Origin of the sequence: Tersicoccus phoenicis (assembly GCF_001968835.1) — a bacterium.
Classification (GTDB): Bacteria; Actinomycetota; Actinomycetes; order Actinomycetales; family Micrococcaceae; genus Tersicoccus; species Tersicoccus phoenicis.
In genome coordinates, this window is the sequence record NZ_MRDE01000016.1 from 94,975 (window position 1) to 107,580 (window position 12,606).

Below are 12,606 nucleotides of genomic sequence, written 5' to 3' on the forward strand. Positions count from 1 at the left end.
ACGTGGTGGTCATGGGTCAGCCCTCGCTCTCGCCGGTGCGGCGGGTGAGCAGCAGCCACAGCATGAAGGGGGCGCCGAGCCCACCGGTCAGCACCCCGACCGGAACCACCGAGCCCGGGATCAGGTAGGCGGCGGCGTAGTCGGCGGCGAGCACGATGGCCGCACCGACGAGGGCCGCGACGACGATGGTGGCGCGGCCGGCGTTGAGGCGTCGGGCGATGGGCCCGGAGAGCAGGGCGATGAACGCGATCGGGCCGGCGGCCGCCGTCGGGAAGGCAGTCAGGGCGACCCCGACGACGAGCAGGCCGAGCCGCGTGCGCGCCACGTTCAGGCCGAGCCCGGCGGCCAGGTCGTCGCCGAGCGGGAGGATCTGCAGGCGCCGGCCGAACGCGATCAGGCCGGGGGTCGCGAGCACCAGCCCGAGCCCCAGCAGGGTCAGCCGCTCCCACGTGGCCCCGTTCAGACTGCCGATGATCCACTGCAGGGCGTCGTTGGCGCGGTAGACGTCGGTCCGGGACAGCAGGTACACGATCACCGCCTGCAGGAGCGCGGCGACGCCGATGCCGACCAGCACCATCCGGATCCCGGCGGTGGACTGCCGGCGGGAGAGCGCGAAGATGGTCAAGGCGACGACGAGGGCACCGGTCAGGGCCGCGACCGGCACGAGGGCGCCGGCGGCGCTGAAGGTCACGATGGCGATCACCGCACCGGCGCTCGAGCCGAGGCTGATCCCGATGATGTCCGGGCTGGCCAGCGGGTTGCGCAGCATGGTCTGGAAGACGGCACCGGCCGCGCCGAAGGACAGCCCGGTGAGCAGCCCCATCAGGGCGCGCGGCAGCTTGGACTCCATCACGATGAACCGGGCGCCGGGGATGTTCTCGCCGGCCAGCAGGCGGAGGAAGTCCGGCACGGTGACGGTGTAGTCCCCGAGCAGCACCCGGCAGAGGAACAGGCCCACGACGAGCACAGTCAGGCCGCCGGTCACGAGCGCCCAGCGCCGCCGTCCGGCGCGCCGGACGGCGGCGATCCGGGCGTGGACGTCGGCCGGGTCCGGCGGTGAGGCGGTCGAGGTGAGCAGCGGCGCCGTCACAGCGCACCGAGCTTCCGGCGGCGCACCAGCGCGATGAACACGGGAGCACCGAGGACCGCGGTCATGACACCGACCGCGACCTCGCCGGGCGGGGCGATCACCCGGCCCACGATGTCGGCGGCGAGCAGCAGGGTCGGGGCCAGCAGGACGCACAGCGGCAGCATCCGCCGGTAGTCCGGCCCGGTGAGCACCCGCACGACGTGCGGGACGACCAGCCCGACGAACGCGACGGGACCGGCGAGGGCGGTGGCACCGCCGACCAGCAGGACGACGCCCGCGCAGACCAGTGCACGGGTCACCCCGATCCGCTGACCGAGCCCGCGGGCGACGTCGTCACCCAGGGCCAGGCCGTTCAGCGCTGGCGCGCTGAGCAGGGCGAGGACCGCTCCGACCGCCAGGACCGGGGCGACGATGGCGACCTGCTCCCAGGTCCGTCCGGCGATCAGGCCGATCTGCCACTGCCGGTAGGCGTCGAAGCTCTCCTGGCTGGTGACGAGGACGCCGGAGATGATCGAGGCGAGGCCCGCGTTCACGGTGGCCCCGGTGATGGCCAGCTTGAGCGGGGTCGCCCCGCCCGGCCCGATGCTGGCGAGGCCGAAGACCACCACGGTGGCCACGGCGGCACCGGCCAGCGCGAACCACACGTACCCGGTGAGGGAGCCGACCCCGGCGGCGAAGATCGCGATCACGACGGCCACGGAGGCGCCGGCGTTGATGCCGAGGAGGCCGGCGTCACCGAGCGGGTTTCGGGTCACACCCTGCAGCACCGCTCCGGACAGGCCGAGCGCCGCACCCACCAGAAGTCCGGCGACGGTGCGCGGCACCCGGCCGCCGATGATGGTGTGCGCCGTGCTGGCCGGGTCCGGGGCGGTGAGCGCCGTGATCACGGTGGGCAGGTCGAACGGCTGGGAGCCCACCGCCAGGGACAGGATGCACAGCACCGTCAACGCGACGGCCGTACCGGCGGCCGTCGCCACCGCGCGGCGCGGCCGCGATCCGGCGCCCCCGGGACGCGGGGCGCTGGACCCGCGCGGGCGGGTGACCCGGCTCGTCGGACTGGTCGTGCTCAACGTGGTGATCGCTCCGTCATGTCTGCGTGCGGGCTCCCCGGTCCGGCGGGCCCTCAGCCGGCCTTCTGCGCCGCGGCGTCGAGCTTCGGCAGGTAGGTGTCGAGCAGGACCGGGATGGACAGCGGCGACGGGGTGGTCAGCGTGGTCGCTTCCGGCTCGTCGGTCACCACGACCGAAGCACCCCGCTTGACCGCGGGCATCTGGCTGAGCAACTTGTCCTTCGTCACCGTGTCGGCCTGGTCCGAGTAGACCATCGCGATGTCGGACTCGAGTTTCGGGGCCCGCTCGGCGGAGACGTCGTAGTAGAAGCCACCCTTGCTGGTGTCGAGTTGCTCGGCCACCGGCGCGAGCGTCAGACCCAGCTGGGAGAGCACGCGCACCCGGTTGTCGACCGGGGTGTAGACCGAGATCTTCGACGGGTCCGTCGACATGGCGGAAACGAAGAGGAACGTCCGGTCCTTCACGGCGGGGTACTCGTCGACCGCGCTGCGGATGCGCGCCAGGGTGTCCTGCTCGGTCTTCTTCGCCGCGGCCGGACGGCCCAACGCCTGTCCGACGAGGTTCAGGGAGGTCTGCCACGGCGTCGTCCACGGCTTGCCCGGATACGCGATCACCGGGGCGATCTTGGACAGCTTGTCGTAGTCGGCCTTCGTCAGCCCCGAGTTGGTGGCGAGGATGACGTCGGGGTTGGCCCTGGCGACCGCGTCGAACGGTACCCCGTCGTTCTCGTCCCACCGGGTGGGCTGCGTGCCGCCGATCTCCTTCAGCTTCGCGTCGAACCAGTCCGTGGATCCGGCGCCGTTGCCGCCGTAGTTGATCTTCGTGGCACCGACCGGCACGACGCCGAGGCTCAGGGCCATGTCCTGATCGCTCCAACCCAGCGTCGCGACCCGCCTGGGCTCCGTCTCGATCGTCGTCTCACCGAACGCGTGTTTGATGGTCACGGGAAAGGCGCCGGCTTCGGCCCCGCCCGAGGAGGAGGCGCCGGTGGCCGGACTGCCGGCGTCGGACGCCGGGCCGGTGGAGCAGGCACTGAGCACGAGCAGACCGCTGACCAGAACGGCCAGCAAGCGGAACACGCGGGTCATGGGGATCCTCGGGGGCAGGGCGGCCCGCGGGCCGCGACGAGCGGGTGAGGCAACCCTAACCCCCGGCACCCCGAATTAGAAACCGCTTTGCTTATGTAATCCGTGTCACCATCACTCGTTCCACAGGCCGTAGGACTCGCCGAGGTTGCGGATCTTCTGGGCGCGGGCCAGCCGGGGCAGGTAGCTGCCGTCGCCGCCCGCGGCACCGTGCTCATGGGCTTCCAGCAGCTCATGGGCCCAGAGGATCTCACTGGCACTCGGGCTGAGGCCGGCATTGATCGTCTCGGTCTGCTCGACCTTGAGGGTGAGCTTGCCGGTCATCCCCATCGTCGCGGAGACTCCGCAGGCGGCCATCAGGTCTTCACCGGTCGCGCCGACGCTCGGCCCGTCGATCGGCCCGGGCAGTTGACCGACGCGGGAGGCGATGACGAGTCGGCCACGCGCGTAGGCGAGCGCCATCGGGTCGTCGCCCGCACCGGTGTCACGGCGGAAGTCGCCGATGCCGAAGGCGAGGCGGAAGGTACCGGGCGCCTTGGCGATCTCGGTGGCGTTCTCGACGCCGAGTGCGGACTCGACCAGGGCGAGCACCGGCGTGCCGGGACGCAGCCGCATCGCCGTGAGCGTGACGTGTTCGGGCTTCTCGGTCTTGGCCAGCATCACCCCGCGCAACCCCGGCGCGTTGGCGAGCGCCTCCAGGTCGTCCTGCCAGAACTCCGTGTTGATGTCGTTGATCCGGACCCACCCGGTCAGCCCGTCGTTCAGTGCCGAGACGACCCGTTCGCGGGCCGCGGCCTTGCCGTCGGCGGGAACGGCGTCCTCGATGTCGAAGACCACGGAGTCGGCCTCGGAGGCCAGCGCGGCGGGGAAGTCGGCCGCCTCACCGGCGGACGCGAGCAGCCAGGAACGGGACAGGGTGGCGGGCAACGCGGCGGCACGCTGATTACGGAGAACGGGCATGGTTCAAGCCTAGAACACCGGCGGATTTTTCCGGCACACGGAATTCTCGTTCCGATTCGTGCTGACACGCGGGGCTGCGCCGGTCAGCGGACACTGCGAATGGGGACGATGAAGATGCCGCCGAGCAGACCGGCCAGGGCGGCGCAGCCGAACAGGGCGACGAATCCGCCTCCGGAGGTGACCAGCGGCCAGGCGATCACCGGGGCGAGCACCTGCGGCAGCGACGCGGCGATGTTGATCACGCCCATGTCCTTGCCGCGGTCGGCGGCGGCGGGCAGCACCTCGGTGAGCAGGGCGAAGTCCACGGCCAGGTAGGCGCCGAAGCCGATACCGAGGACGACGGCGGCGATCAGCGCGCCGGGAAACGTCGGCGAGAACGCGGCGACGAGCGAGGCGACCGCGATCACCAGGGAGGATCCGATGACGAACGGCTTGCGCCGGCCGACCCGATCCGACACGGGCCCGGCGATCACCGCGGTCACCAGGACCGCGGCGGCGTAGCACCCGGTGAGCACCAGCACGCCGAAGGTCGGGTCGGGGTACCCCACCGCGTCCTGCAGGAAGTAGAGCAGGTACAGGGTGAACAGGGAGTTGCCGAGGAAGACGAGGAACCGGGTGAGCCACGCCCAGCCGAAGTCGGGGTATCGGCGGGGCGAGATCCAGAAGCCGGCGAGCAGGTCCCGGGCGCGCAGCACCGGGCGCTCGTGCCGCTGCAGCGGCACGTCCCGGGCGGAGCGAAGATAGGGCACCGCCAGAGCGAGGAGGACGGCGGCGCACAGCAGGTACCCGGGCAGCAGCTCCCGCGCGACGTTCGCGATCACCATGCCGGCCAGGATGCCGGTGGTGGTGCCCAGGGCGATCCACCCGCCGACCCGGCCGCGCTGCCGCCGGGGCACCCGGTCCGGCACCGCGGCGGTCAGGGCGGCCGTCATCGCGTTGGCGCCGGCCTGCACGAGGGACCAGCCGAGCACCATGACGCCGATGCCGGGGCTGATCGCCAGCACGAGCAGGCCGACGACGGAGATGGCCGCACCGATGACGACCCAGGGCACCCGGCGCCCGAAGCGCGAGACGGTGCGGTCCGAGAGCATCCCGAACACCGGGTTGGCCACCAACGAGACGGCGGCCCCGACCCCGGTGACCAGCGCGAGCACCGCCTCCTTGTCGCCGGCGTCGAACCGCTCGGCCTGCAGGGCCAGGTAGATCTTGATGCACGCGAACAGCACCGCGTTGACCCCGAGCGTGGCGAGCGTGACCGCGAGCACCCAGCGCGGCCGCACACCCTCGACCGGCTCGGCGAGGGCGGCGGGCGTCCCGGACTCGCCGGCGCCGGAGGGGCTCCGGTGCGGGGTGCTGCTGGTGCTGCTGGACACGGCGGGCCACCCTCCTCGACCCCGGGCACCCGGGACATGGCCCAGCCTACGTTCTCGCTGTTCGCCCGGGCCGCTGTCAGTCCGTGCCGCCCTCCGCGGCCGCCGGGGCGGGCTGCTCCTCGTACATCCCGAGGATCGCCACGGTGATGGAGGCGCACGTGAGCTTTCTGTGCGCCAGCGCGTCGACGACGGCGAGCTGGACGCGCTCGGCGGTGTCGACCGACGGGTGGTCGATGACGACGGCGAGGTCGACGCCCACGAGGGCACCGGCGTCGCCGAGTTCGACGGTAATGCCGGGTGCGAACGTCGGTGCTGCGCCGTGGAACAGGGCGGTCCGGAGCCGGCGGGCGTGATCGGTCAGCGTCGGGGCGAGGTGGGCCACCCCCGGCACGCTCAGGACCGCGTCGGCGATCGCCTGGCTGAGCTCGGCCGGGCTCGGGGCCGGGCTGAGGAGTACCGGGTGCTGGTCAGCGGTCATAGAGGTCCTCCACGACGAGATCGACGGCGTCGGGGTCGGCGCGCAGGTGCTCCCCGAGGACCGTCACGATGTGGTCACGCACGGTGGCCGCGGTGTCGGGGATGACGACATCGGCGGTGACCGCGAGATGGCAGACCAACCGTTCGACCTCACCGGTGGAGCCGGTCGTCACGTGCAGTCGGCGGGCCCGGACCCCCTCGGTGGAGTCGATGGCGTGCCGGACCAGCGCGAGCAGGGTCTGCTCGCCGACCCGGATGGGCCCGTGCTCGGTGACCGCGACCGGGATCTGCCGGGAGCGGCGGACCTCCGCGCGGGCGATCGCCATCACGTTGGCGCGGACCCGGGAACTGGGGTGCATCGCCTCGTCGGGGTCGGTGTCGGCCTGCCGTTCGGTATCCCGGTAGGTCGCGGTCAGCCGGTGCAGCTCACGCAGGGCGTGCCGGGCCGCCGTGCAGTGCGGGCAGGTCTGCTCGTGGGCGTCGGCGGGTCGCTCCAGATCGGCCCACACGTCATCCACCGTGCGCCCGCAGCCGAGAACGGAGTCGTCGTTCAGCGCCATGACGTCATCCCTTCCGCCAGTCGTTCGCGGGCCCGGGCCAGCCGGCCCCGGACGGTCGACTCGGGTACGCCCAGGACCGCGGCGATCTGCCCGTAGGAGTGCCCCTGCACTTCGCGGAGCAACCAGCAGGCGCGCTGCTCCGGAGGCAGCAGGTGCACCAGCCGGGTCAACTCCTCCAGCCGCTGCCGGGAGACGACGTGATCGGCCGGGTCCTCCTCGGTGGGCCCGGGCCCGGGCCGCTGGCCGTCCGCGAGCACCGCCAGGGAGTCGGCGGCGTACGCCTCGGTCCGCTGCGCCCGGCGGCGCGCCAACAGGGTGAAGCACTGGCGGGTGAGCGCGCGGTAGGTCCACGCGCCGAAGGCGTCGACCGACGTCAGCTCGGGCAGGAAACGCCAGACGCGGACGAGGGTGTCCTGGAGGGCGTCCTCGGCGTCCTGCCGGTTGCCGAGCATGCTGTACGCGTACCGGTACAGGCGCGAACTGTAGCGCTGCACCAGTTCGTCGAACGCGGCGAGGTCCCCGTCCTGGGCGCGGGCCACGAGACTGCCCTGATCCAGGGACGACGTAGCCGTCGCCGTGGACGCGGTGCCGTGACCCACTTCTGACGCGCTCACTCCACCTCCTCCGTGCGGGCTCTTCTGCAATGTAACGCAGATCACACCGGACTGGGCGTGACGATCGGTCCGGTGGACGTGTCCTTACATCGTAAACATTCACCCTATGTGACCCGAAGGAGCACAGTTCCATGAGCCAGAGCACCAACCTTCCCAAGACCGGTGAAGAGCGCCAGCGCGACCAGGAGCGGGAGCAGGAGCGCCGCCAGCGGGAGAGCCGGGAGCAGACCAAGGCGGCACCGGTGGGCCCCCTGCAGACCGACAAGGGCAACACCACCATTGAGGAGACCGTCGTCTCGAAGATCGCCGGCATCGCCACCCGCGAGGTGCCCGGTGTCTTCGCGATGGGCTCGGCCGCACGCCGCGCCTTCAACTCCCTGACCGAGCGCTTCCCCGGCGGACAGACCAACGTCTCCGGCGGCGTGAGCGTCGAGAAGGGCGAGCGGCAGGCCGCGATCGAGGTCACCATCATCATCGAGTACGGCGCCTCCGTGGTCGACGTCGCCGACGACATCCGCCGCAACGTGATCCGCTCCGTGGAGCAGTCCACCGGCCTGGAGGTCGTCGAGGTCAACATCACGGTCGCCGACGTGCACCTGCCCGAGGAGGACGACAACCAGCGCCGTTCCTCCGGCAGCGGCGAGAACACCGACCTGGCCTGATCCACCCCGCGTGCGGATCGCGGCGCCGATGTGCCGCGATCCACACGCCCGGGCGTGCCGTTCGGCGCGTCCGACCCCCACTTCCTGATCGAGACCGTCTCGATCGTGAAAGGACCCTCCGATGTCCCTGTCCCGTACCGCCCTGTTCGTGGGCCTGCTGCTGGGCCTGGTCGCCGCCTTCGGCTCGATCGGCCAGTTCCTCCTCGTGGTGCTCTTCGGCGTGATCGGCCTGGTCGTCGGCCGCATCCTCGAGGGCAAACTCGACGTCGGTCAGCTCTTCGGCCGCCCGCGCGGCTGAGCCTGCCGTGACCGACACCGCATCACGCCCGTCCGGCCCGGGCACTCTCACCGTTCCCGCCGCCGTGGTGGCGAAGATCGCCGCCCAGGCCGCGTCCGAGCTGCCCCAGACCGGGGCCGCCGCCGGCGGCGTGCTGGGGATCGGGGCGCGCCGCGATTTCGACGACCGGCCGACGTCGCACGCCGAGCTCTACGGCAACACGGCGGTGATCTCCCTGGACCTGGGGCTCACGTATCCCACGCCTCTGCGCGCCGCCGCCGACGCCATCCGCAGCCATGTCCGGGACCGGGTCCGGGACCTCACCGGCTTCACCGTCGGGCAGGTCGACGTCACGGTCTCCTGGCTGCACGCCACCTCCAGCACCCGAGGAGCGCTCCAGTGAGTTCCCGAACCCCCGCCCTGCGGCGCCGCCCCGCTCGCGTCATCCCCTCCGTCCTGGTCTGCCTGGCCATCCTGGCCCCGGCCGGGTACCTGGTGTGGGCCATCGTGGTCCGACTCGGTCAGGGCCGGTGGCCGGCGCTGATCGCCGACGGCGCCCCCGCCGTGCTGGGGGCACCGTTGTCCGACCCGGCGGTGCTGACCGTCGCGGTCGTGTCGATCGTCGTCGGGATCGTGCTGGTGCTGTGCGCGGTCGTTCCCGGCCGTCACCGCGTCAGCGCGCTCCAGGTGCCGATCGATGTCTATGACGGCGAGAACGAGACCGTGCTGACCCACCGCGGCCTCGCCCACATCGTCAGCGCCCGCACCTCGCGGCTCGACGGCGTGGACTCCGCGAACGCGGCCGCCACCGACCGGCGGGTGCGCCTGACCGTCGATTCTCCGCTGACGGACACCAGCGAGGTCGCCGACCAGGCTCGCACCGCCGCCGAGTCGGCGGTGCAGTCCATCCCCTTCACCCGCACACCCGCCGTCACCGTCCGGCCGGGAAGGAACCGTCGATGAGAACCGTGTCCGCCGCACGCAACCGCACCCTGCTGCTCATCCTGGGGCTGCTCCTGCTGGCCGAGGGCATCGGCCTGACCCTGCTCGCCACCGGGGCCGCCGCGGCACTCGGCGGTGGCGCCTCCGGGTTGCCGGGGCCGACGGCGACCGTGGGCTCGCTGCTCGGACCGGCCGGGCAGTACCTCTTCGCGATCGGCGTCGCCGTGACCGTGCTGGCCGTCCTGTTCGGACTCTGGTGGCTGCTGCACCAGATCCCGGGCAAGCCGCGGACGACCACGTACCGGCTCGCCGGGGACCCGGAGAACGGGTCCGTCGAGGTGGATCCGGGCGTCCTGGCCCGGGCGGTGCAGGACCAGCTCGACGCCGTCCCGGGTATCGAGAAGGCCAGCGTGTCCCTGCTCGGCTCCGCCCGGCAGCCGGAGGCGGTCGTGAACGTGACCATCGGCCCGACCGTGCCGGTCGACTGGGCACTCGAGCGCGTCTACGGCGAAGCCCTGCGGGACCTGCGAACCGCACTGGAGACACCACTGACCCATGTCGCCCTGCAGCTGGACGCCGCCCGGCAGACCGGCACCTCGAACCGGTCCTCCACGCGCGGCCAGAGCCCTCGGTCCGAGGAGACGGCGCAGACCAGCCTGGCGTGACCTCCCGGACGCCGACCGGAACCTCGGGATAGGCCTCCGGACCGGACCGTTCGGACGAACCGGCCGACGGAACGAGCAGACGCAGAAGAGGGGCACCACCAGCAGGTGGTGCCCCTCTTCTCGCGCCCCGTTCAGCAGCGGCCGCGATGGCTCACCGCAGCGTCACTTGCTGGTGGGCGCGTCCCCGGGATCGGTGTGCTCACCGGTCTGCTGGACGTTCGGGCCGCTGTCGACGGCGTTGCCCGTCTCCGGGGTGTCGGCGGTGTCGCCCTTCTCGGGGGCCTCGGCGGCCTGGCCCTTCTCCGGGGTGTCGGCGGTGTCGCCCTTCTCGGGGGTGTCGACCGCTCCGCCGTTGGTCGAGGCGGAGCTGGACACGGACGGGGCCGGGGCCGGTGTGGTGGTCGCCGCGTTGGCCGCGCCCACGCCGATACCGGTCAGCGCCACGAGCCCGAGGGAGGCGGCGGCGATCTTGGCGGACAGCTTCATGCGGTTGATCCTTTCTTCCGGTGCGGCCGCGGGTGCGACCGCTCATTCCACGGTGGCAGGGGGCCACTGAGAGGGGCCCCAGACCGGTTGAGCGGAGGCTGAGCCCCGCCGTCCCCTCCGTGTGTCAGGATCGACGGCGACGGGTCGTGCCCGTCCCGCCGGGCGGGACGGGCAACGCGGGCGAGAAGGGACGTGGACGAGCGGTGTGGAACTGGGCACGACGCGGTCGGGGCATTCGCGGGCAGTCCGTGGCGGCGGCGGTGGTCGCGGTGGCATGCGCCCTGCTCGCCGGGGGCGTGCTGCTCCTGGTGCTGCTGCAGAACGCCCTGACGGCATCGACCGAGACCGTGCTGCGGACGAAGGTCAGCGACGTCGCCGCGCAGATCCATACGCAGGACGTCGAGGAGGCGGGCCGGAGCATCGCCACCGCCGGCGCGGCCGATCTGCTCGTCCAGATCGTGGACTCCTCGGGGCGGGTGGTCGCGGCCTCCGACCCGTCCCTGCGGTCGGCTCCGTTGACCAGCACGACGGTCGCTCCCGGTCAGACCACGCTGGTGCGGGTGTCCTCACCGCCCGGTGTGCGGACCGACGGCGACGAGGACTACGAGGTGGCCGCGACCGGGGCGACCGCCGGATCGGGTGCGAACTACACGGTGCTGGCGGCCCGCAGCGCCGGTGTCACGTCCAGCACCGTGCGCACGGTGGCCCTGTTCCTGGTCGCGGCGACCCCGCTGCTGCTGGTGATCGTCGGCGTGGCCGTGGGGGTGCTGGTCGGCCGGTCGCTGCGGCAGGTCGAGCGGATCCGGTCGCAGGTGGCGGGCATCGACGCCCACCGGCTCGGCACCCGCGTCGACGTACCCGGGACCCGGGACGAACTGGCCGCCCTGGCGACGACGATGAACGCGATGCTCGCCCGGATCGAGTCGGCCGACACCGCGCAGCGCCGGTTCGTCAGCCACGCCAGCCATGAGCTGCGCAGCCCCCTGTCGACCCTGCGCACCGGACTGGAGGTCAGCGTCCGCGACGACACCGGACAGTCCTGGCGATCCATGGCTCCGCTGCTGCAGGCCGAGACGGTGCGCATGGGCCGACTGGTCGAGGACCTGCTGACCCTGTCCAAGACCGATGACAGCGGGTTCGCCGTCGACCGGGAGGAACTCGACCTCGACGACGTCCTCACCGGCGAACTGGCCCGGCTGCAGGCGGCAGGCGCGCAGCGGATCACCGCCCGGATCGTTCCTGCCCGCGTGCGCGGCGATGCCGGCCGGCTGGCCCAGGTGCTGCGCAACGTGCTGGACAACGCCGACCGGCATGCGCGCTCCGCCATCCGGGTCGAGTTGGCCACCACGGGCGGTGAGGCGGTCCTGCAGATCGACAACGACGGCGACCCGGTGCCGCCCGGCGAGCGCGAGCGCGTGTTCGACCGGTTCGTCCGCCTCGACGAGAGCCGGGATCGAGACACCGGCGGCAGCGGCCTCGGCCTGACGGTGGCCCGTAGCCTCGTGCGCGCCCATGACGGGACGATCACGACCGGCGAGGCACCCGACGGGTTCTGCCGCTTCGAGATCCGGATCCCCCTGCTCTGATCGGCACTGCTCTGATCGGCGCTGCTCTGATCGGCACTGCTGTGATCGATCCTGCTGTGATCGGTGCTGCTCGGATCGGTGCTGCTGTGATCGGTGCTGCTGTGATCGGTGCTGCTGGGATCGATCTCAGTGCCGGGCGCGCTGCACATGTCGGACGCGGACCCGCCAGATGATCACCGCGACCACGACGACGAGGGCGACGACGACGGCGGTCGCCGTCCCGGCCGTGTGAGCGACCGCCCGGTAGGAGTTCCCGGCCAGGAAGCCGAGGGTGACGGCGGCCGTGCCCCAGATGATTCCCCCGGCCGCGTTGAAGAGCAGGAACCGGCGGTAGGGCATCCGCGCGGTCCCGGCCAGTGCGGGCATCACGGCCCGGAAGAACGCGGTGAACCGGCCGAGGAAGACCGCGCCCCCGCCGCGGCGCCGCAGCAGGTCCTGAGCCCGGTCCAGCTTCGGCCGGTGCCGGCGCAGGGACCGGTGGGCCAGGGCGCGGGCGCCGAGCAGGCGGCCCACTTCGTAGCCGATGGTGTCACCGAGCACGGCGGCGAAGACCACCACGGCGATCATCACCGGCAGGCCGACGTGCCCGCGGCTGGCGATCACGCCCCCGATGATGGCCGCCGTCTCGCCCGGGATCACGAAGCCGATGAACAGGGCGTCCTCGGCCAGCACGAGCCCGGCGATGATGACGGCCGCCAGGACCGTGTTCATCCCCACGATGCCGTCGATCACCGATCCCATGGCGGTCCGCCCTCCGAT

General features: G+C 72.3%; 16 protein-coding genes. 6 read left to right on the forward strand and 10 right to left on the reverse strand.

Annotated elements, in window-relative coordinates; translation table 11 throughout:
• Positions 1-16: 16 nt before the first annotated feature.
• The 8 genes from BKD30_RS03035 to BKD30_RS03070 form a co-directional block, all read right to left on the reverse strand.
• Complete coding sequence (locus BKD30_RS03035) at positions 17-1,090, reverse strand: FecCD family ABC transporter permease (protein WP_235861353.1); 1,074 nt, start codon at positions 1,088-1,090, stop codon at positions 17-19.
• Complete coding sequence (locus tag BKD30_RS03040; RefSeq protein ID WP_076702160.1) at positions 1,087-2,169, reverse strand: FecCD family ABC transporter permease; 1,083 nt, start codon at positions 2,167-2,169, stop codon at positions 1,087-1,089. Before BKD30_RS03040 ends, BKD30_RS03035 begins: the two co-directional genes overlap by 4 nt.
• A 44-nt stretch (positions 2,170-2,213) precedes the next feature.
• Positions 2,214-3,248, reverse strand: a complete 1,035-nt coding sequence (locus BKD30_RS03045) for an iron-siderophore ABC transporter substrate-binding protein (RefSeq protein ID WP_076701770.1) — start codon at positions 3,246-3,248, stop codon at positions 2,214-2,216.
• A gap of 111 nt (positions 3,249-3,359) precedes the next feature.
• Complete coding sequence (locus BKD30_RS03050; RefSeq protein WP_076701772.1) at positions 3,360-4,205, reverse strand: HpcH/HpaI aldolase/citrate lyase family protein; 846 nt, start codon at positions 4,203-4,205, stop codon at positions 3,360-3,362.
• Positions 4,206-4,288: 83 nt separating this feature from the next.
• The gene (locus BKD30_RS03055) at positions 4,289-5,578 is read right to left on the reverse strand and encodes an MFS transporter (RefSeq protein WP_076701775.1); all 1,290 of its coding nucleotides are present in this window, start codon (positions 5,576-5,578) and stop codon (positions 4,289-4,291) included.
• Positions 5,579-5,654: 76 nt separating this feature from the next.
• Entirely contained in the window at positions 5,655-6,056 is a 402-nt protein-coding gene (locus tag BKD30_RS03060; protein ID WP_076701778.1) for a hypothetical protein, read from the reverse strand.
• Complete coding sequence (locus tag BKD30_RS03065) at positions 6,046-6,615, reverse strand: hypothetical protein (RefSeq protein WP_076701780.1); 570 nt, start codon at positions 6,613-6,615, stop codon at positions 6,046-6,048. Before BKD30_RS03065 ends, BKD30_RS03060 begins: the two co-directional genes overlap by 11 nt.
• Positions 6,606-7,229: an RNA polymerase sigma factor gene (locus BKD30_RS03070; protein ID WP_159440531.1), complete on the reverse strand. Its 624-nt coding sequence runs from the start codon at positions 7,227-7,229 to the stop codon at positions 6,606-6,608. Before BKD30_RS03070 ends, BKD30_RS03065 begins: the two co-directional genes overlap by 10 nt.
• A gap of 131 nt (positions 7,230-7,360) precedes the next feature.
• Here BKD30_RS03070 and BKD30_RS03075 point away from each other — a divergent pair, with 131 nt between their 5' ends.
• From BKD30_RS03075 to BKD30_RS03090, 5 genes are all read left to right on the forward strand, one after another.
• On the forward strand, positions 7,361-7,891 hold the full coding sequence (locus BKD30_RS03075; RefSeq protein ID WP_076701787.1) for an Asp23/Gls24 family envelope stress response protein: 531 nt from the start codon (positions 7,361-7,363) through the stop codon (positions 7,889-7,891).
• A gap of 121 nt (positions 7,892-8,012) precedes the next feature.
• Positions 8,013-8,189: a hypothetical protein gene (locus BKD30_RS16230; RefSeq protein ID WP_162841964.1), complete on the forward strand. Its 177-nt coding sequence runs from the start codon at positions 8,013-8,015 to the stop codon at positions 8,187-8,189.
• A gap of 7 nt (positions 8,190-8,196) precedes the next feature.
• Positions 8,197-8,571: an Asp23/Gls24 family envelope stress response protein gene (locus BKD30_RS03080; protein WP_076701790.1), complete on the forward strand. Its 375-nt coding sequence runs from the start codon at positions 8,197-8,199 to the stop codon at positions 8,569-8,571.
• The gene (locus BKD30_RS03085; protein WP_076701794.1) at positions 8,568-9,131 is read left to right on the forward strand and encodes a DUF6286 domain-containing protein; all 564 of its coding nucleotides are present in this window, start codon (positions 8,568-8,570) and stop codon (positions 9,129-9,131) included. The genes BKD30_RS03080 and BKD30_RS03085 overlap by 4 nt, the downstream gene beginning before the upstream one ends.
• The gene (locus tag BKD30_RS03090) at positions 9,128-9,775 is read left to right on the forward strand and encodes an Asp23/Gls24 family envelope stress response protein (RefSeq protein ID WP_076701797.1); all 648 of its coding nucleotides are present in this window, start codon (positions 9,128-9,130) and stop codon (positions 9,773-9,775) included. Before BKD30_RS03085 ends, BKD30_RS03090 begins: the two co-directional genes overlap by 4 nt.
• 162 nt (positions 9,776-9,937) lie before the next feature.
• Here the strand turns inward: BKD30_RS03090 and BKD30_RS03095 are convergent, their stop codons facing one another.
• Entirely contained in the window at positions 9,938-10,261 is a 324-nt protein-coding gene (locus tag BKD30_RS03095; RefSeq protein WP_076701800.1) for a hypothetical protein, read from the reverse strand.
• 146 nt (positions 10,262-10,407) lie between these two features.
• On the opposite strand from BKD30_RS03095, the gene BKD30_RS03100 reads away from it, so the two are divergent.
• The gene (locus tag BKD30_RS03100; protein WP_159440532.1) at positions 10,408-11,847 is read left to right on the forward strand and encodes a sensor histidine kinase; all 1,440 of its coding nucleotides are present in this window, start codon (positions 10,408-10,410) and stop codon (positions 11,845-11,847) included.
• Positions 11,848-11,973: 126 nt separating this feature from the next.
• On the opposite strand, the gene BKD30_RS03105 is transcribed toward BKD30_RS03100, so the two are convergent.
• Positions 11,974-12,588: a DedA family protein gene (locus tag BKD30_RS03105; RefSeq protein ID WP_076701805.1), complete on the reverse strand. Its 615-nt coding sequence runs from the start codon at positions 12,586-12,588 to the stop codon at positions 11,974-11,976.
• Positions 12,589-12,606: the final 18 nt, after the last annotated feature.